We start from the raw sequence: 17,370 nt of genomic DNA on the forward strand, positions 1-17,370 counted from the left end.
GGGCGCAGGGGCAGCATCCCCGCGTCCCGCGCCGCGACGAGCTCGGCGGCCTGTGCCGCCCAGTCCGCGTCGGCGGGATCGTGGAGGTAGTTGTCGTCGAGCCAGGCCGGGTCGGGATGCCGGAACCGGCCCGTCACGAGCTCGCGCGAGCCGGCGAGCAGGCCGGAGCCGACGAACACCGAGTTGATGAGGCGGTCCGAGACGCCGAAGTCGTCGAGGACGAGCGAGGGCACGCCCGCGGCGACCGCCTCGACGACGGCCGTCGAGCTGACGGTGACGAGCCCGGCCGCGCCGTCGAGATGCTCGGCCATGGGCCCGCCCGCGACGACGAGGTTCGCGGGCGGCGCGGGGTCGAGCTCGGCGAGCAGCTCGGGGTAGCTCCAGCGCTCGACGTGCGTCTGCGGCTCGCCCGGGAGGCCGCGCACCTTCACGACGACCCGGCGCCCCGGAGCCCGGCGGGCGGCCTCCGCGAGCCAGCTCAGCAGCTCGAGGCGCTCCTCGCGGGCGACGGGGACCTTGGCCTGCGCCGCGAAGATGACGTCGCCGCCCGAGTGCGAGTGGCCGGCGTCCTGCGGCCCGCGGTCGGCGAGGAAGGGCAGGGTCGCGAGCGCGAAGCGCTGCGGGAGCCGCATCCGCTCGGCGAGGAGCCCGAACTCGCGCACCTCCCGGCGGCTGTGCACGACGAAGAGGTCGCACTGGGTCCGGTAGCCGATGGCCCGGCGGGTCGCCGGGATCGAGATGCCGGGGAGGCCCGTCACGAAGACGGGGCGCACCCCGCGTGCCTGGAGTGCGGCGCGCAGCAGCACCTTGACGGCCGGCCCGCGCGCCGTGAGGAGCACGACATCCGGCCGCAGCTCGGCGATCCGGCGGGTGAAGCCGGCCAGCCCGACCACCTCCGCGGGGTGCGGCCCGACGGCGCCCCCCGCGGGTCGGGCGACCGGATCCGCATCCCCGTCCGCCGGGCCTGCGGCGAAGGCGGTCCCGGCGAGCGCGGCCCCCAGCTGCGCGTCGCTCGGCCGCAGCGGCGAGTCGAGCACGAGCATGCGCCGATCCCACTCGGCGGGCGCCCGGTCGAGCAGCGCGGCCCCCCACTTGACGTAGGAGTCGGTGTCGGCGATCGCGATCGCGGTGAGGCGGCGGAGGCTCGCCGCCCCCTCGCTCACGCCGGCGGCGCGTCGGCGCCGACGCGGCGGAGCTTCGCCTTCGGCGCGAGCTCGCCCGGGAAGACCCGCTTGACGCCATCCCCCATGGCCTGCTCGATGACGCGGATGTCGCGCACCAGGTGCTCGAGGCCCTGCGGCTCGAGGGAGGCGGCGTGGTCCGAGCCCCACATGGTGCGGTCGAGCGTGATGTGGCGCTCCACCGCGAGGGCGCCGAGGGCGACCGCGGCGAGCGAGATCTGGAGGCCGCGCTCGTGACCCGAGTAGCCGACGGGGACGCCCTGGTAGCGGTCGCGGAGCGTCGCGATCGTCTGCAGGTTCGCCTCCTCGGGCGGCAGCGGGTAGGTCGAGGTCGCGTGGAGGATGACGAGGTTCTCGGTGCCGAGCGCCGCGACGGCGCGGTCGATCTCCTCGAGGGTCGACATGCCGGTCGAGAGGATGACGGGCTTGCCGGTGCGGGCGATCGCCTCGAGCATCTCGAGGTCGGTGACGGAGGCGGAGGCGATCTTGTAGGCGACGGTGTTGAGCTCCTCGAGGAACTCGACCGCGGGGACGTCCCACGGCGACGCGAACCAGTCGAGGCCGCGCATGGTCGCGTGGTCGCCGATCTCGATGTACTGCTCGCGGTCGAACTCGACGCGGTACCGGTACTCGAGGTAGGTCATGGTGCCCCACGGCGTCTCGCGCGGGGTCTGCTTCATGTGCTCGGGGGTGGAGATCGCCGGCGTGCGCTTCTGGAACTTCACCGCCTGCGCCCCGGCGTCCGCCGCGACGTCGATGAGCCGCTTCGCGAGCTCGACGTCGCCGTTGTGGTTGAGGCCGATCTCGGCGATGACGTAGACGGGCGCGCCGTGGCCCACCTCGTGCTGTCCGATGCGGATGGTCATGATCCGGCTCGCTCCCTGCTGCGCTTCCTGCGGTGATCCGCTCGACCGCGGAGGACGCGGTCGGCGAGCTCCCGGACGGCGCCGTGGCCGCCGGGAGACTGGAGGACGATGCGGGACGCGGCCCGCACCTCCGGATTGGCGTCCGCGACGCTCACCGGCCACCCGACGAGGTCGAGGCAGCCGAGGTCGTTGACGTCGTTGCCGAGGTAGGCGACCTTCGCGAGGTCGACCCCGTGCTCCTCGGCCCAGTACTGCAGGGCCGCGGCCTTGTCGTCGCTGCCGTGGATGACATCCACCTGCAGCTTGCGGGCCCGCGCGGCGACGACCGAGTGCACCTCGGTCGAGAGGATGAGCATGGGGACGCCCGCCTCGCGGAGCAGCCGCACCCCCATCCCGTCGGCGCGGTTCGCGATGACGTACTCGTGCCCGTCGTCGCTCACGATGACGCGGTCGTCGGTGTGGACGCCGTCGAAGTCGGTGACGACGGCCTCGGCGTCGATCGGCTGCTCGCGGCTCGAGAGGAGCTCCGCGCCGGAGGCGACGGCCGTGTCGGCGCGCGCCCCCGCCTCGCCGTCGATGACGGGCGCGATCGCCTCCGCGAGGTCGAGGTCGTCGACGTCGTCGATCTCCACGGCGCCGCGCGGGTCGACGAGCGCGATGCCGACGCGGCCGAAGAAGCGGTGCCCGGCGGCGCGGAAGCCGGCGGCGTCCATCACGTAGAAGGCGCCCGTCTCGGCGTAGTGGGGCTCGCGGTCCTGGCGGCGGGGGCGGTGGGCGGCGTCGTGGTTGACGCCCGTCGCGCCCGCGCCGCCGTCGCGCCAGAGGAAGACGTGCGTCTCGACGGCGGAGAAGACGACATCCTCCTCGCCGTCGCGCACCCGGCGCACGGCGTCGTCGAGGGCGGCCGGGTCGATGAAGGGCGAGGTCGCCTGGAGGAACACGAGCTGCCCGGCGGGCGCGTCGCCGCGCTCCCGGAGGTGCTCGAGCGCATGGAGCAGGGCCGACTCGGAGCTCGCGCCGTCGTCGGCGAGCTCCTCCGGCCGGTCGACGACCTCGGCGCCGGCGGCGAGCGCGGCGGTCGCGATGTCGAGGTCGTCGGTCGAGACGATCACGCGGTCGACCGCGGAGGCGGCGAGCGCAGCCCGCACGGCACGCGCGATGAGGGGCACCCCGCCGACCGTGCGCAGGTTCTTGAACGGCACGCCCTTGGAGCCCCCGCGCGCGGGGATGACGGCGATCACGGACACGACGGCTCCCTTCCCCGCGGACTGATTCCCGTCACCGTACGGAGGGGGATCCAACGCGCGCGGGTGGGTCCGGTGAACGGCCGGTGGCGGTCGGGTGGCGACTCGGGGCCGCTAGAGCGGAAGCCAGGGCAGGGGATGCGGCCCCGTCAGCGCGAGGGAGACGAGCGCCCACGAGACGGCGAGCAGCGCCGACTGCAGGGCGAGCGCGACGAGCGCGAGCGGCCAGCCGCGTCGGCGGCGCCTCACGCGCACGAGCAGCGCGACGAGGAGGAGGCCGAGCACCGCGGTCGGCCCCCACACGCCCAGCTGATACGCGGCATCCCCCAGCGAGCGGTCGCATCCGCCCTCGGCGCACGCCTCGAAGGCGAAACTCGCCCAGAGGCTCATGACGCCCGCGACGACGCAGAACGCGGCGCCCGCGAGGACGAAGGCGAGGGTCGCGACGACGTCCCAGCGGCGGCGGGAGACGGCAGTGGGAGGCACCCGCTCATCAGAACCCCTGCGGGGCCTGTTCGCCGCGCGCGACGCGCGATCGTGACCGAGTCGGCAGGAAGCGGAGGCCCGGGGCAGACTGGGCCCATGGAGTTCTGCGTCTTCACCGAGCCCCAGCAGGGCGCCGACTACGAGGAGCTGCTCGCCTTCGCGCGAGCCGCGGAGCGCCTCGGCTTCGACGGCTTCTTCCGCTCCGACCATGTGCTCGCGATGGGCGACGGCGACGGCCTGCCGGGTCCGACGGACGCCTGGACGACGCTCGCGGGCCTCGCGCGCGAGACGAGCCGCATCCGCCTCGGCACGCTCGTCTCGCCGGTCACGTTCCGGCATCCGGGCCTGCTCGCGATCCAGGTCGCGCAGGTGGATCGGATGTCGGGCGGTCGAGTCGAGCTCGGGCTCGGCGCCGGGTGGTTCGAGCAGGAGCACGCCGCCTACGGGATCCCGTACCCGCCCAGGCGCTTCGGGATCCTCGAGGAGCAGCTCGAGATCATCACCGGGCTGTGGTCGACCCCGGAGGGCGGGCGCTACGACTTCTCAGGGCGCCACTACGACGTCATCGACTCCCCCGCGCTGCCGAAGCCGCTCCAGTCGCCGGTGCCGGTCATCGTGGGCGGCGCCGGCGTGACGCGGACGCCGGCGATCGCGGCCCGCTTCGCGACGGAGTTCAACATCGGCTTCGTGGGGCGGGATGCGATCGCCGAGAAGTTCGCGGGCGCGCGGGCCGCCGCGGAGGCGATCGATCGGGACCCGGCGACGCTGCGGCTGTCGGCGGCGCTGCCGACCCGCGTGGGCGCACCGGTCGAGCGCGAGGACGTGCGCCTCTTCGGCTCGCCGCAGCAGGTGATCGACCGCATCGGCGGCATCCGCGAGCTCGGCGCCGACCGCCTCTACCTGCAGATCATGGACACGCGGGATCTCGAGCACCTCGAGCTCATCGCGACGGAGGTGCTGCCGGCCCTGCGGTGAGCGGGCAGGCGCACTACGACGAGCCGGATGCCGCCCCGTCTCGCGCCTCGGCGTCGTAGGCCGCGAGCCACGCCTCCGCGATGAGGCGCGAGCCGAGCGGCGTCGGGTGCACGCCGTCGCCGGCGAGCGCCTCCGCACCGGCGCGGGCCGTCTCCGCCGAGAGCACCGACTGCAGCGGCACGAGCTCCGCGCCGAAGTCGACCGCCAGCGCCCGCACGACCGCGCGCTTCGCGTCGAGGTCCTCGTGCCAGCGCTCCTGCTCCGCCGTCACCGGGAGCACGAAGGGCTCCACGAGGATGAGCGCCGGATCGCCCTGCAGCTGCTCGAGGATGCCGCGGTAGTCGGCCTCGAAGTCGCCCGCGCTCGTCGGGTCGTCCGAGTCGTAACGCCGCCAGGTGTCGTTGATGCCGACGTAGACGGTCAGCAGCTCGGGCTCGTGATCGATGACGTCCGGCACCCAGCGACGGCGGAGGTCGACGACCCGGTCGCCGCTGATCCCGCGGTTCACGACCGGCCGGTCGTCGCCCCGCTCGCGGAGCGCCGCCGCCGCGATCCGGACCCAGCCGGCGCCGAGCCCCTCGGGATCGCCGCGTCGCCCCGCGTCCGTGATGCTGTCGCCGATGAAGAGGATGGGCCGCATGGGGCGGGAGCCTACCCCCGCCGCCCGAGCCGGTCCCGGGCGGGGATTCGCGCCGCGACCGGCGATGGGATATGACTGATCGTGGATCAGCCAGGGGGACCTTGATATGACGACAGGCGCTCCCGCACGGGACGCCGGCTTCGAGGCGTTCCGGCGCGCGCTGCTCGGCGGCTACTTCTGGTTCTCGACGATCCTGCTCGGCGCGGTCGCGGTCCTCGACGCGGGCCTCCTCCTCTCGGTCCCCGACCGCACGCACTGGCTCGGCATCCCGCTCCTCGGCATCATCTGGATCGCGGCCGCCGTCTTCTCGCAGACCCCCTTCGCCTCGCTCTGGCGCGTGCTCCTGCTCACGCCGCTCACGGTCGCCGCGATCATCGGGTACGCCGCCTCGCTGATCGGCGCGCTGCCCGAGCTGCCGGGCGGCTCCGGCTCGGTCGTGTTCAGCTTCATCAAGATCTCGGTCGCCGTCATCGGCTCGATGGCGGAGCGCTGGACGAGCGGGCCGCTCGGCACGATCGTCGCCGTGCTCCTCGCCGAGGGCGCCGTGGATGCCGGCGTGCTCCTCGCGGGCGGCGCCGTGCAGTTCGATGTGCCGACCCTCCTCACCGTGCTCGGGATCGCCCTCGCGCAGCTCCTCGTCGGCGCCTCGCGGCTCCGCGGACGGCGCTCGGCGGAGGCGCTCGACCTCGCCGAGCAGGCGGAGGCGGAGGCCCGCGCGCGGCACCTCCTCGAGGCCGAGTCGCGCGCGCTCGTCCACGACACGATCCTCAACGAGCTCGCGGTCCTCGCGACGACGACGCCCGGCCGCATCCCCGAGCGCGGGCTCGACCAGCTCGCCCGCTCGCTCCGCCTCGCCGAGGGGCCCGCGCCGCAGAGCGCACCGCGGGCCGGCTCGGAGCCGGAGCCGACGAGCGAGCTCCACGGACTCGTCGAGCGCTTCCGCGCCGACGGGCTCCGGGTGGAGGTCACGGGCGATCCGGCCGTCCTCGACGAGCTCGACGCGGAGCCGGCCGCGGCGATCGCGCTCGCCGTCGAGCAGTGCCTCGTCAACGTGCTCCGCCACGCCGGGACCGACCGCGCCGAGCTCGTCGTCACGCCCGAGGACGAGTCGATCTCGATCATGGTCATCGACGACGGCGTCGGCTTCGACCCGGAGGGCGTGGATGCCGGCCGGCTCGGGATCAGCGGATCCGTGCGCGGGCGGGTCGAGGCCCTCGGCGGCACGGTCCGCGTCTGGAGCCGGCCCGGAGCCGGCGCCTCGATCCTCCTCGACGTCCCGCGACCGGGCGGGGAGGCGTCGTGAGCGGCTGGCAGAGCCCCCAGCTCTTCGACCCGCTCGGCGGGGTCGCGGCGCGCACGACCGCGTGGACGGCGGCGGTCTGCGCCTTCGTCATCGGCGCGGGCATGGCGCTCGCGACGGCGCAGGAGATCTGGGCGCCGGCCTTCGAGGTGGCGGCCTTCCTGGCGCTCGGGCTCGCCGGCATCCTCTTCGTCCGGGGCGCGAGCCCCTTCCGGTTCCCCTTCGGGCGGCTCCGGCACGCGGCGGTCATCGGGCTGCTGCTCGCCGCGTCCGTCCTGGACTCGGTGGCGCGGTGGGGTGCGAACGCCCTCGTCCGCGACGACTGGCCGCCCGTCGCGATGGCGATGATCGTGCTCTTCACGGCCGTGTACCGCCCGGCATGGGAGGTCCTCTCGGCTGCGGCGATCTCGGTCGCGGCGACCGCGGCGATCGCGCTCGCCGAGCTCGCCGCGGGATCCTTCGACGGCCCCGGTGCGCCGCCGGTCGTGCTCGTCGCGGTCGCGGTCGCGCCCGTCGCCGCGACCGGCGCCGCCGCGACCGCGGTCGCCTTCGGGATCGTGCGGCAGTTCAGCGCCCTCCGGAGCCGGGGCGACGCGAGCCGGACGGCCGTCGCCGGCCTCCGCAGCCGGATCGCGCCCGAGGTGGATGCGGCCCGCAGCGCGCTCCTCGACGCCGAGGTGGCGCCCTTCCTGCACCGCGTCGCGGCGGCGGGGCAGCTCACGGCGGAGGACAGCGACCACGCGCGCCGGCTCGCGAGCGCGCTCCGCGACACCATGTCGGCCGACAGCGGGCGCAACTGGCTGGAGGGCCTCGTCGGGCGGATCGACGACCCGGAGCGGCTCGCGGAGCTCATGTCGAGCCAGCAGCGGCTCGCGCTCCGCGCCTTCCTCGGCGAGCTGCGCTCGACCGGCGTCGTCGCGCCGTCCGCGATCCAGGCGCGGCTCCGCGCCCAGGACGACGCCGTGCTCGCGACCTTCACGGTGCCGACGCTCGCGGTGCCGCGCGGCCGGAGCCTCTCCTGGTTCGCGGCCCTGCTGCGGCGCTTCTTCCCGGGCGCGGAGCTCGAGCAGACGCCGCGCGAGCTGATCCTCGAGGTCGTGTACCGCGCGGAATGACGCGCCGCGCCTCGGCGTTCGTGCCGCCGCTCAGTCCTCGAGCGGCCCGAGCAGGTTCGCGGCGACCGTCGCGTGCACCGACTCGGTGTCGGAGGGGTGGTAGATCCCGGCGAGCACGTCGCGCTGCAGCCGCGCGAGCTCGCTCGAGCTGCGGTAGCCTCCGCCGCCCGCGACCCGCATCGCGTGGTCGACGACGACGCGCGCCGTCTCGGTCGCCCGGTGCTTCGCGCCGGTGAGCCGCCGGAACCAGGCCGACCCGTGATCCGCGACGCCGTCGACATCGGCCGCGAGCCCCTCGAGCTCGGGGGCGAGCGCGTCGAGGGCGAGCGCCGCGTCCGCGAGCCGCCAGCGGATGTCGGGGTCCTGCGCGTACGAGCGCCCGCTCTTCAGGCTGGTGCGCCGCTCGGCGGCCTCGACGCCGAGCTCGAGCGCGCGATCGGCGAGGCCGGCGTAGACCGAGCCGATGAGCAGCAGGAAGCTCGAGAAGATCCCGAAGACGAAGGGGTCGGCGTTCGGCCCGACCGGGAGGATGCGGCTGACGCGCTCGGGCGGGACGACCGCCCCCTCGAGGCGGGTCGTCCGGCTCTGCGTGGCCCGCATCCCGAGCGTGTCCCAGTCGTCGAGCTCGCGCCAGCCGGGGGTGTCGCGCGTGAGGAAGCCGTGGACGAGCCGAGGGCCGTCGGGGTGGTCGGCCTGCTTGCCGAAGACGCCGAGGCGCGTCCACGCGGGGCTGAGGCTCGTGAAGATCTTGGTGCCCGCGAAGGCGTAACCCCCGTCGGGGGTCTCGGTGGCGGTCGTGAGCGAGTCCCACAGCACGAGGTCGTTGCCGGGCTCGCTGTTGCCGAAGGCGAAGAGCTCGCCCGCGGCGGCATCGCGCAGCACCCACTCGAGGCTCGCGTCGCCGCGCTCGCGGAGCACGCGGGCGACGCCCACCCACACGAGGTGCATGTTGATGCCGAGCGCCGTCGCCGGCGCGGCGGCCGCGAGCCGACGCTGATCGCGCGCGGTGTCGAGGAGGCTGCGCGGCGCGAGGTAGCCGGCCTCGCGGAGCTCGACGAGGTCCTCGTCGAAGAAGCGGTTCTCGCGGTCGTAGACGGCGGCCCGCTCGCGGATGCGGGCCAGCAGCTCCTCGCTCAGCACGGTCACGGCTCGACCCTACGCCGCGGGTCGCGGGCGCGGCACGGTGCCGAGCGTGACACGGCCCACGGAGTTCATCCTCGAGGACCAGGCGGGACCGACCCGGGGCTGATGATCGCCCGGCAGCGGCCTTGAACACTGGGACCATGAGTGCTTCACGATCCCCTCGACGCCCCACCTCCGCAGCCCTCGCCCTGGCGCTCGGCGTCGGGCTGGTCGGCTGCTCGGCTCCGCAGCAGGCGAGTTCGACCCAGGGCAGCCCGACCGTCCGCGAGCATGCGGGAGACTGCTTCACGACGGGCGTCGAGCTCACCGTCGAAGAGCAGCGGCTCGCCGCAGCCCTGCCCGGTGAGGACGTCCCCGCCGGGGAGCAGCTGATGCAGGGAAGCGGCTTCGACGCGAAGGTCGCCGACTTCGAGCGTGCGCTCTGTGCGATGGAGCCGGGGCCGGAGGCCGACGATGCGGTGCGGGCGGCGGGAGCGGAGCTGTGGCGCACCGCAGTCGAGCGAGCGCAGGGGGAGCCCGAGGACGGGGCGGCGGACGCGTACGACGACCGGCCGCTGTACTGGGCGCGCACCGCGATCACGAAGGCGCTTCGAGCGTGGAGCCCGAAGACCGAGCTCGATCCGCTGCAGCGCCAGGCGCTCATCCACCGCTTCTCCTCCGCCTCGCGCGGGATCGACGAGGTCGACTTCGAGGACACCGGCGACGACGCCACCCGGGTGCTCGTCAGCGGCTTCGACCCGTTCGGCCTCGACGACAGCCTGCGCACCTCCAATCCGTCCGGAGCCGCGGCGCTGCAGCTCGACGGTCGCGTGATCGACACCGACCGCGGGCAGGTGCGGGTGCAGGCGGTGATGCTGCCCGTGAACTGGTCCGATTTCGATCAGGGGATCGTCGAGGACGCCTTCGGCCCGTGGCTCGTGCCCGACGACCACCCGGAGCACGCGGGCGACGCCGATCTCGTGATGACGCTCAGCCAGACCGACCGAGGCAGGATGGACATCGAGCAGTGGGCGGGCGGATTCCGCGGCGGCGACCCGGACAACAGCAGAGCGCTCAACTGGGGGCCGGTGTCGGCGTCGCCGCGGTGGCCGCAGCCGCAGCCCTCGCCGCAGTTCATCGAGACCACCCTGCCCGCTCAGCAGATGATCGACGCCGAGACCGGGCCCCTGCCGGTCACGCTCAACCCGGGTGTCTTCGAATGGCCCGCCGGCACCTACCCCGACTCCGCGGCGCTGACCTTCGGCCTCGAGCCGAGCCCGAACGCCCGGGCCGCTGCCGGCTCAGGTGGAAACTACCTCTCCAACGAGAGCATGTACCGGGTCAACCGCCTCCGCCTCGGTGCGGGGAAGGAGCAGCTGCCGGGGGGCCACCTCCACATCTCTGCGCTGGAATACCCCGAGGATCCGGCGGAGCTCACGAGCGCCGCGTTCGAGTCCGACCGAGCCGCCATCGTCGATCAGACGGTCGCGTTGATCGGCGCCGCGGCGCAGGCGACGCGAGAGAGCCCGCGGCTCGTCGAGTAGTCCAGCGGCCCGGCTACTCCTCGCGCGAGCCGCCGTCGACCGCGGCGTCGAGGAAGCGGATCGTCGAGTCGAACGCGCCGCGCGCGGGCTGGTCGTCGAGCTCGAACTGGTACTCGTGCCCGAGTCGCGGCTCGTGGTCGTCCGGGAAGAGGAAGGGGACGGTGACGACACCCAGCTCCTCGAGACGTCTGGCGAGCGGCTCGGACTGGGTCGCCGTGAGCGGGTCGCCGTTGCCTCCGGAGATCCAGGTCGGCGGAAAGGCGGCGGTGACGCGGTCGAGCGTGGACATCTGCTCCGCTCCCGCCGTGCGGGACCAGTCCCGTTCGCCGAGATACGACCACAGCGCGACCCGGAAGCCCCACCCGGTGATGCCGGGCGCGTCGGGGATGCCGGAGACGTCGTAGATGCCGCAGTTCAGCACGACACCGCGCAGCTGCCCCCGCTCGACCGGCGCCGGGATGCCGACCTCGGCGGCGTAGGCGGGGTCGGTCACCAGGAGCGCGAGCTGGCTGGCCAGGTTCGCCCCGGCGGAGTCGCCGGCGAGCACGATCCGCGAGGCGTCGATGCCGTATCGGTCGGCGTCGTCCGCGATCGCGGCGATGGTCGATGCCAGCTCGCGCAGGCCGTCGGGATACACGTGCTCGGGACCGAGGGCGTAGTCGAGACCCACCGCCACGTATCCCTCGGATGCCAGCAGGCGCAGGTAGGGCCCGACCGCGCCCTTCTCGCCGGAGATCCAGGCACCGCCGTGGATCCAGATGACGGCCGGGCGCGGGCCCGGATCGGCTGCGGCCGGCGCGAACAGGTCGAACGGCCGCGAGCCGGGGGCACCGGTGTCGACATCCAGACGGCTCGTCACACCCGACTCCGGCGCGTGCCGACTCATCTCCTCCGCGGTCACCCTGCCGTTGTGCTCGAACAGCGCTCGAATCGCCAACGCACCGGGCCAGGGGCTGAGCAGCGTCGCCCCGGCGACCGCGACACCGGCGAGGAGGGCGACCGTCGGCAGCAGGCGCGATGGACGTCGGTACCACGGTCGACGCGCCATGAGGCGACCCTAGGGCACGGTGCGTTGTCGGAGCTGTCGCGATGCGCGCGGCTGCGCGACTTGACCCCGACGCAGCGTCATAGTTTCTCCTGGGGAGATCGGCCTCTCTCACAGAAGGAATCACCTCGTGTCCGCTCCGTCCCCGTCCCCGTCCCGGCATCCGGCGCTCTCCGGCTACGCCCGATCACTCGGCCATCGACCTCAGCTCTGGCGGACGCTCGTCGCCGCCGTCGGCGGCATCGCCGCCCTCCTCGGCCTCACCGCGGCCGCCGTCCCGGTCGGGATCGCCGTGGACATGCTGCTCGGCATCGAGCCCTTCGACCCGGCGGCTCCGTCGTTCACGATCGGCCTGTGGGTCTCGGGGAACATCATGATCGCGCTGCTGATCCCGCTGAGCATGCTGCTGCGCAGGCTCGCGTACGGCGCGGGGGCACTCCGCACGATGTCGTCGGCGGCGGGTCGCTTCCGCTGGGGGGTCCTCGCCCGAGCGGCCCTCGTCGTCATGCCGGTGTGGCTCGTCTACGCGCTCGCGATCCAGCCTGCGCTCGGCACCGGCGCCCCGCAGTGGACGGCCGTCAGTCTCGTGCTCTGCGTGGTGGCGCTCGTGACGATCCCCTTCCAGTCCGCCGGCGAGGAATACCTCTTCCGCGGGCTGATCTTCCCCGCCATCGGTGCCCGGTTCGCGCGGCCCCTCGTGGCGTCTGCGGTCGCCACCGCCGTCACCGCGCTGCAGTTCGGCCTGATCCACGGCGCGTCAGACGCGTGGTCGGTGGTGTACTACATCTTCATGGGCGTCATGTTCGCCGTGCTCACCGAGCGCACCGGGGGCCTCGAGCTCCCCGTCCTGATCCACGCCACGAACAACACCCTGCTGCTCCTGCCGGTCATCCTCGCGGACGAGCTGGCGACCGTCTCGACGCCGTCCGGCCCGCTCGTGGTCATCCCGATCCTGGTGGTCGCGATCGCGACGGCGGCGCTCTGGAAGATGACCCCGCGGATCACGGGAGCTCCGCAGACGCGCGAGGCGGCCGCGTGAGGAGCAGGGATCTCGCGCGGCTGGCGGGCGTCTCGGTGCGCACGCTGCGCCACTATCACCAGATCGGCGTCCTGCCGGAGCCCGAGCGGTCCGCGAACGGCTATCGCGCGTACACCGCGGCGGACCTGGTGCGAGTGCTGCGGGTGAGACGGCTCGCGGAGCTCGGCGTGCCGCTCGCCAACATCGACTCCGCGGTCGACGTCGACGACGAACTCGCCCAGCTGGACCGCCGCTACGCGCAGCAGATCGAGGAGCTCCAGGAGCGGCGCGAGATCATCTCGGGGTTGCGCCGGCGAGGTCCTCACGCGGACGTCCCCGCATATGCGCTCGAGTACATCGCCGCCCTCGGATCCCGCGCCGATGTCACGCCCGAGTCGATGCAGACGGAAGGCGATGCGGCGGCGGTGCTGGAGCTGCTTCTCGACTCGCCGTCCCTCGCCTCGCTCGGTGCGCTGAGCGAGGCCGAGTCCGCGCAGCTCGCCGCGGTCGCCGCCGATCTCCTCGCGCTCGACGACGCCGCGCCGATGGCACGCATCGATGACGCCGCCGCGGCTCTGGCCGGGGTGATGCACCGGCTCCAGAGCATCCTCGACACACGACGACTGAGCGGCGCCGTCAGCGACTCGATCGACCTGCACTTCCGCGGCCAGCTCAACGATGCGCAGATCGAAGCCGCCCGACGCGCGGCAGCTCGGTACGACGACCTCACCGCGGGCTTCTCGGGCGAGGACGGCCGCGACACCCATCACGACGCCGCGAGACGCCCCGCGCCCTGAGAAGCCCGCAGACCTAGACCCGCGTCAGCGCGTTCGCGCGCGCGACCTCGCCGAGCCAGGCGAGCGAGGGCTTCGGGTGCCGCTGGAAGGTCTCGCGATCCCAGGCGATGAGGCCGAAGGTCGCGTCGTAGGTGCCCCACTCGTAGTTGTCGAGGGCGCTCCAGTGGAGGTAGCCGCGCACGTCGATCCCGCGCTCGATGCACTCGAGCACCGAGGAGAGGGCACCGGCCGTGTAGTCGATGCGGCGCGCGTCGTCGGCGGTCGCGATCCCGTTCTCCGTGACGTAGACGGGCACGCCGGGCGCCCAGCGCGCCGAGTTGCGGATGCCGTCGCCGATCGCGGGCGGGTAGTACTCCCAGCCGGTGAGGGTGCGCTCGGCGTCCTCCGCCCACGGGATGGGGCCCTCGGCGCCGATGCGGGTGCGCGTGTAGGCCTGGATGCCGATCCAGTCGTCGTCCTTCGCGGCGTCGAGGAACACGTCCTCCCGCGACCAGGCGTACTCGTCGCGCACCGCCTCCGCACCCGGGTCGGGCTGATAGGCCTGCGTCGCGACCGACCAGCCGGCCTCGGCGCCGATGCCGCGGACGAGGTCGACGGCGCGGCGGTGGGCGGCGACGAGGCGCTCGGTCACGCCGGGGACGCCCGGCGGGAGCCCCGCGCTCGGGAATCCGACCTCCGGGTCGGCGAGCACCGAGACCATGTTGGGCTCGTTGATGGTGCAGACGAGGCGCACGTCGTCGAGCACGGGCAGCGCCGCCTCGACGTAGCGGGCGAAGCGGTCGACGACGCCGTCCTCGTGCCAGCCGCCCTCGCGCGCGAGCCACAGCGGGTTCGTGAAGTGGTGCAGCGTGACCATCGGCTCGAGGCCGAGCTCGCGGGCGGTGCCGACCATGCGGCGGTAGTGGTCGATGGCGGCGCGGCTGACGAAGCCGGGCTCGGGCTCGATGCGCGCCCACTCGATGCTGAAGCGGTAGCTCGTGAGCCCGGCCTGCGCGAGCAGGCGCATGTCCTCGGCGTAGCGGTGGTAGCTGTCAGCGGCGTCGCCGGAGGGCTCGTGTACGGGGGCGCCGAGGTGGCCGTGCTCGCGCGCCCACCAGTCGGAGTTGGTGTTGCCCCCCTCGACCTGGTGCGCGGCGGTGGAGGCGCCCCACAGGAAGGATGCGGGGAAGTTCGGGGAGGTCATGGCGGCCTTTCCGTCGGGACCGGCGACGATGCCGGGAACACCCAACGCTAGGCCGAACCCTGAACGCATGCAAGGTTTTCATTCGGGATGCGAGCCGCTACCGTGCTGACATGCCCGAGAACCGTGCGCGCGGGCCCTACGCGAAGGGCATCCTGCGCCGCCAGCAGATCCTCGACGCCGCCGTCGAGGTCTTCGCCCGCAGCGGCTACCACGCGGGCTCACTCCGCGAGATCGCGAAGCGCGTCGGCCTCACCAGCGCCGGCGTCATGCACCACTTCACGAGCAAGGAGGAGCTCTTCCTCGAGGTCCTCCGCGAGCGCGACCGCCGAGTCGAGGATGCCGCCGGCATCGTCACCGAGGACACCCTCCTCGAGCAGTCGCGCAAGGTCGTCGCCCACAACCAGCGCACGCGCGGGCTCACCTCGCTCTACACGGTCGTCTCGGCCGAGGCCACCGACCCCTCGCATCCCGCCCACGAGGACTTCCGGGCGCGCTACGCGGCGAGCGCCGAGCGCACGCGGGCCGTCATCGCCGATGCGCAGCGCGACGGCCTCGTCCGGGCGGACCTGGATGCGGCCACGGCCGCGCGCATCATCCCCGCCGTCATGGACGGCCTCCAGCAGCAGTGGCTGCTCGAACCCGAATTCGACATGGCCGCGGCGTTCGAGGAGTTCGCGCGCGTGTTCCTGCTGCCGCCGGCGCCGGCGGCACCGCCGACGGCCTAGCCGCGGAGCTCCGCGAGCACCGCCTCCAGCTGGTCGACGGCCCAGTCCAGATCGGCGAGCTCGACGACGATCGGCGGCGCGAGCCGCAGGGTCGAGCCGTGCGTGTCCTTCGCGAGGACCCCGCGCTCCGCGAGCAGCTCGCACACGCGGCGGCCCGAGGCGAGCGCCGGGTCGACGTCGATGCCGGCCCACAGCCCGACGCCGCGCACCTCGGTCAGCCCCTGCCCGACGAGCGCCCGGAGGCGCTGCTGCAGGTGCTCGCCGAGCTGGCGGGCGCGGGTCTGCATGTCCCCGGTCTCGAGCAGCTCGACGACCGCGAGCCCGACGGCCGCCGCGAGCGGGTTGCCGCCGAAGGTGGAGCCGTGCTGGCCGGGCTGGATGACGCCGATCACGTCCGCATCCCCCACGACCGCGCTCACCGGCACGATCCCGCCGCCCAGCGCCTTGCCGAGCAGGATGAGGTCGGGCTCGACGCCCGCGTTGCGCACCTGCAGGGTCGCCCCGGTGCGGCCGAGTCCCGACTGGATCTCGTCGGCGATGAAGAGCGCGTTCCGCTCCGTCGTCAGCGCGCGCACGCCCGGCAGGTAGTCGGCGGGCGGGACGCGGATGCCGGCCTCGCCCTGGATGGGCTCGAGGAGCACGGCGACCGTGTTCTCGTCGATCGCCGCCTCGAGCGCCGCGAGGTCGCCGTAGGGCACCGACACGAAGCCGGGCGTGTACGGCCCGAAGTCGGCGCGCGCCTCCGCGTCGTCGCTGAAGCTGATGATCGTCGTCGTGCGGCCGTGGAAGTTGCCGTTCGCGACCACGATGCGGGCCTTGCCGGTCGGCACGCCCTTGACGCGGTATCCCCAGGCCCGGGCGATCTTGATGGCCGACTCGACCGCCTCCGCGCCCGTGTTCATCGGCAGGACCATCTCCTTGCCGACGAGGCGGGCGAGCCGCTCGAGGAAGGGGCCGAGGCGGTCGTTGTGGAAGGCGCGGCTGGTGAGCGTGAGCCGGTCGAGCTGCGCCTTCGCGGCGGCGACGAGCGCCGGATGGCCGTGCCCGAAGTTCACGGCCGAGTACGCGGCGAGGCAGTCGAGGTAGCGGCGGCCGTCGACGTCCGTGATCCAGGCGCCCTCGGCGGAGGCGGCGACGACGTGCAGCGGGTGGTAGTTGTGGGCGCCCCAGCGCTCGGCCTGCTCGATGACCCGCTCGGTGCGCGTCGCCTCCGCGCGGATCGCGTCGGCCCCGGCGCCGGCGCTCATCGCCGCAGCTCCAGCGTGCAGCACTTCACGCCGCCGCCGCCGAGCAGCAGCTCGGAGAGGTCGACGCCGATCGGGGTGAAGCCGCGCTCGCGCAGCTGCCGCTCGAAGTCGACGGCACGGGCGGCGATGACGACGTTGCGCCCGTCGCTGAAGGAGTTGAGGCCGAGGACGGCGGCATCCTCGTCGTTCACGTGGATCGCCTGCGGGAAGCGCTCCTCGAGGATCGCGCGGGAGGCGTCGTCGAAGGCCTTCGGCAGGTAGGCCACGCTGTCGGGGCCGCCGCGGGAGTCGAGCACCGCGAAGGCGGTGTCGAGGTGGTAGAAGCTCGGGTCGACGAGCTTGAGCGTCACGACCTCGCGGCCGTAGATGCGGCGCAGCTCGTCGTGGCTCGCGGCGTCGGAGCGGAAGCCGGTGCCCGCGTAGATGGTTTCGCCGACGAGCAGGAAGTCGCCCTCGCCCTCGTTCGTGGAGACGGGCTCGCGGACCTCGAAGCCGTCCGCGCGGAACCAGTCCATGTAGGCGGGGCCCTCGGGGCCGCGCTCGTCGAACTGGAAGCGCGCCCCGTAGGCGACGCCGTCGAGCACGTACCCGCCGTTCGCCGCGTAGACCATGTCGGGGAGGCCGGCGATCGGGTCGACGAGGTGCACGTCGAAGCCGAGATCGAGGTAGGTGCGGTACAGGACCTCCCACTGGCGCAGCGCGAGCGAGGTGTCGGTGGGGGCCTCGGGATGCATCCACGGGTTGATCCGGTACGAGACCGTGAAGTGCTCGGGCCGGCACATGAGCACGGTGCGGGCGGTCGCGGTGCGGACGGGGATGCCGGCTGCGGGCTGCGTAAGCGTCACGTCTCCATGGTCACACGCGGTTTCCGGCGTTTCTCGG

At 73.7% G+C, this 17,370-nt stretch carries 16 protein-coding genes and 1 pseudogene; 7 read left to right on the forward strand and 10 right to left on the reverse strand.

All coding sequences use genetic code 11. The features are described 5' to 3' along the window. Positions 1 to 98: 98 nt before the first annotated feature. The 4 genes and pseudogenes from OF852_RS14005 to OF852_RS09440 all read right to left on the reverse strand — a co-directional run. Positions 99 to 1,163 (reverse strand): annotated as a pseudogene (locus OF852_RS14005) (DUF6716 putative glycosyltransferase); the annotation flags it as partial. Beyond that, positions 1,160 to 2,047, reverse strand: a complete 888-nt coding sequence (locus OF852_RS09430; protein WP_271118911.1) for an N-acetylneuraminate synthase family protein — start codon at positions 2,045 to 2,047, stop codon at positions 1,160 to 1,162. The pseudogene OF852_RS14005 and the gene OF852_RS09430, both read right to left, overlap by 4 nt. Beyond that, on the reverse strand, positions 2,044 to 3,294 hold the full coding sequence (locus OF852_RS09435; protein ID WP_271118912.1) for an acylneuraminate cytidylyltransferase: 1,251 nt from the start codon (positions 3,292 to 3,294) through the stop codon (positions 2,044 to 2,046). The genes OF852_RS09430 and OF852_RS09435 overlap by 4 nt, the downstream gene beginning before the upstream one ends. A gap of 111 nt (positions 3,295 to 3,405) precedes the next feature. Beyond that, positions 3,406 to 3,777 (reverse strand): hypothetical protein, encoded by a 372-nt coding sequence (locus tag OF852_RS09440; protein WP_271118913.1) that lies wholly within the window; start codon positions 3,775 to 3,777, stop codon positions 3,406 to 3,408. Positions 3,778 to 3,873: 96 nt separating this feature from the next. On the opposite strand from OF852_RS09440, the gene OF852_RS09445 reads away from it, so the two are divergent. Next, entirely contained in the window at positions 3,874 to 4,752 is an 879-nt protein-coding gene (locus OF852_RS09445) for an LLM class F420-dependent oxidoreductase (RefSeq protein ID WP_271118914.1), read from the forward strand. A 13-nt stretch (positions 4,753 to 4,765) separates the two neighbouring features. Here the strand turns inward: OF852_RS09445 and OF852_RS09450 are convergent, their stop codons facing one another. After that, the gene (locus OF852_RS09450) at positions 4,766 to 5,392 is read right to left on the reverse strand and encodes an SGNH/GDSL hydrolase family protein (RefSeq protein WP_271118915.1); all 627 of its coding nucleotides are present in this window, start codon (positions 5,390 to 5,392) and stop codon (positions 4,766 to 4,768) included. Between the two features lie 106 nt (positions 5,393 to 5,498). On the opposite strand from OF852_RS09450, the gene OF852_RS09455 reads away from it, so the two are divergent. Further along, complete coding sequence (locus OF852_RS09455; RefSeq protein WP_271118916.1) at positions 5,499 to 6,695, forward strand: sensor histidine kinase; 1,197 nt, start codon at positions 5,499 to 5,501, stop codon at positions 6,693 to 6,695. Next, on the forward strand, positions 6,692 to 7,807 hold the full coding sequence (locus tag OF852_RS09460; protein WP_271118917.1) for a hypothetical protein: 1,116 nt from the start codon (positions 6,692 to 6,694) through the stop codon (positions 7,805 to 7,807). Before OF852_RS09455 ends, OF852_RS09460 begins: the two co-directional genes overlap by 4 nt. A gap of 30 nt (positions 7,808 to 7,837) precedes the next feature. On the opposite strand, the gene OF852_RS09465 is transcribed toward OF852_RS09460, so the two are convergent. Beyond that, the gene (locus OF852_RS09465; protein WP_271118918.1) at positions 7,838 to 8,953 is read right to left on the reverse strand and encodes an acyl-CoA dehydrogenase family protein; all 1,116 of its coding nucleotides are present in this window, start codon (positions 8,951 to 8,953) and stop codon (positions 7,838 to 7,840) included. A gap of 137 nt (positions 8,954 to 9,090) precedes the next feature. Here OF852_RS09465 and OF852_RS09470 point away from each other — a divergent pair, with 137 nt between their 5' ends. After that, the gene (locus tag OF852_RS09470; protein WP_271118919.1) at positions 9,091 to 10,473 is read left to right on the forward strand and encodes a pyroglutamyl peptidase; all 1,383 of its coding nucleotides are present in this window, start codon (positions 9,091 to 9,093) and stop codon (positions 10,471 to 10,473) included. 13 nt (positions 10,474 to 10,486) lie between these two features. Here OF852_RS09470 and OF852_RS09475 read toward each other — a convergent pair whose 3' ends face one another. Continuing rightward, entirely contained in the window at positions 10,487 to 11,521 is a 1,035-nt protein-coding gene (locus OF852_RS09475) for an alpha/beta hydrolase (protein ID WP_271118920.1), read from the reverse strand. 127 nt (positions 11,522 to 11,648) lie between these two features. Between OF852_RS09475 and OF852_RS09480 the strand changes: the two genes are divergently transcribed. Continuing rightward, positions 11,649 to 12,557: a CPBP family intramembrane glutamic endopeptidase gene (locus OF852_RS09480; RefSeq protein WP_271118921.1), complete on the forward strand. Its 909-nt coding sequence runs from the start codon at positions 11,649 to 11,651 to the stop codon at positions 12,555 to 12,557. After that, positions 12,554 to 13,333 carry a MerR family transcriptional regulator gene (locus OF852_RS09485; protein WP_271118922.1) on the forward strand — a complete coding sequence of 260 codons (780 nt, stop codon included), beginning with the start codon at positions 12,554 to 12,556 and terminating at the stop codon, positions 13,331 to 13,333. The genes OF852_RS09480 and OF852_RS09485 overlap by 4 nt, the downstream gene beginning before the upstream one ends. A gap of 13 nt (positions 13,334 to 13,346) precedes the next feature. Here the strand turns inward: OF852_RS09485 and OF852_RS09490 are convergent, their stop codons facing one another. Continuing rightward, on the reverse strand, positions 13,347 to 14,516 hold the full coding sequence (locus OF852_RS09490; RefSeq protein WP_271118923.1) for a glycoside hydrolase family 1 protein: 1,170 nt from the start codon (positions 14,514 to 14,516) through the stop codon (positions 13,347 to 13,349). Positions 14,517 to 14,626: 110 nt separating this feature from the next. Here OF852_RS09490 and OF852_RS09495 point away from each other — a divergent pair, with 110 nt between their 5' ends. Continuing rightward, positions 14,627 to 15,241 (forward strand): TetR/AcrR family transcriptional regulator, encoded by a 615-nt coding sequence (locus tag OF852_RS09495; protein WP_271118924.1) that lies wholly within the window; start codon positions 14,627 to 14,629, stop codon positions 15,239 to 15,241. On the opposite strand, the gene rocD is transcribed toward OF852_RS09495, so the two are convergent. After that, positions 15,238 to 16,488, reverse strand: coding sequence for an ornithine--oxo-acid transaminase (rocD, locus tag OF852_RS09500; RefSeq protein ID WP_271118925.1), 1,251 nt, complete (start codon positions 16,486 to 16,488; stop codon positions 15,238 to 15,240). The two genes, OF852_RS09495 and rocD, sit on opposite strands and share 4 nt — an antisense overlap. Continuing rightward, positions 16,485 to 17,333, reverse strand: coding sequence for a dimethylargininase (gene ddaH, locus OF852_RS09505; RefSeq protein WP_442908616.1), 849 nt, complete (start codon positions 17,331 to 17,333; stop codon positions 16,485 to 16,487). The genes rocD and ddaH overlap by 4 nt, the downstream gene beginning before the upstream one ends. Positions 17,334 to 17,370 lie beyond the last annotated feature (37 nt).

It is taken from the genome of Homoserinibacter sp. YIM 151385, from assembly GCF_027912415.1.
Taxonomy (GTDB): domain Bacteria; phylum Actinomycetota; class Actinomycetes; order Actinomycetales; family Microbacteriaceae; genus Schumannella.

Coding starts and splice junctions, on each gene's coding strand:
- OF852_RS09430 (WP_271118911.1), bottom strand. CDS start 2,047: ATGACCATCCGCATCGGACAGCACGAGGTGGGCCACGGCGCGCCCGTC.
- OF852_RS09445 (WP_271118914.1), top strand. CDS start 3,874: ATGGAGTTCTGCGTCTTCACCGAGCCCCAGCAGGGCGCCGACTACGAG.
- OF852_RS09450 (WP_271118915.1), bottom strand. CDS start 5,392: ATGCGGCCCATCCTCTTCATCGGCGACAGCATCACGGACGCGGGGCGA.
- OF852_RS09455 (WP_271118916.1), top strand. CDS start 5,499: ATGACGACAGGCGCTCCCGCACGGGACGCCGGCTTCGAGGCGTTCCGG.
- OF852_RS09470 (WP_271118919.1), top strand. CDS start 9,091: ATGAGTGCTTCACGATCCCCTCGACGCCCCACCTCCGCAGCCCTCGCC.
- OF852_RS09475 (WP_271118920.1), bottom strand. CDS start 11,521: ATGGCGCGTCGACCGTGGTACCGACGTCCATCGCGCCTGCTGCCGACG.
- OF852_RS09490 (WP_271118923.1), bottom strand. CDS start 14,516: ATGACCTCCCCGAACTTCCCCGCATCCTTCCTGTGGGGCGCCTCCACC.
- OF852_RS09495 (WP_271118924.1), top strand. CDS start 14,627: ATGCCCGAGAACCGTGCGCGCGGGCCCTACGCGAAGGGCATCCTGCGC.
- rocD (WP_271118925.1), bottom strand. CDS start 16,488: ATGAGCGCCGGCGCCGGGGCCGACGCGATCCGCGCGGAGGCGACGCGC.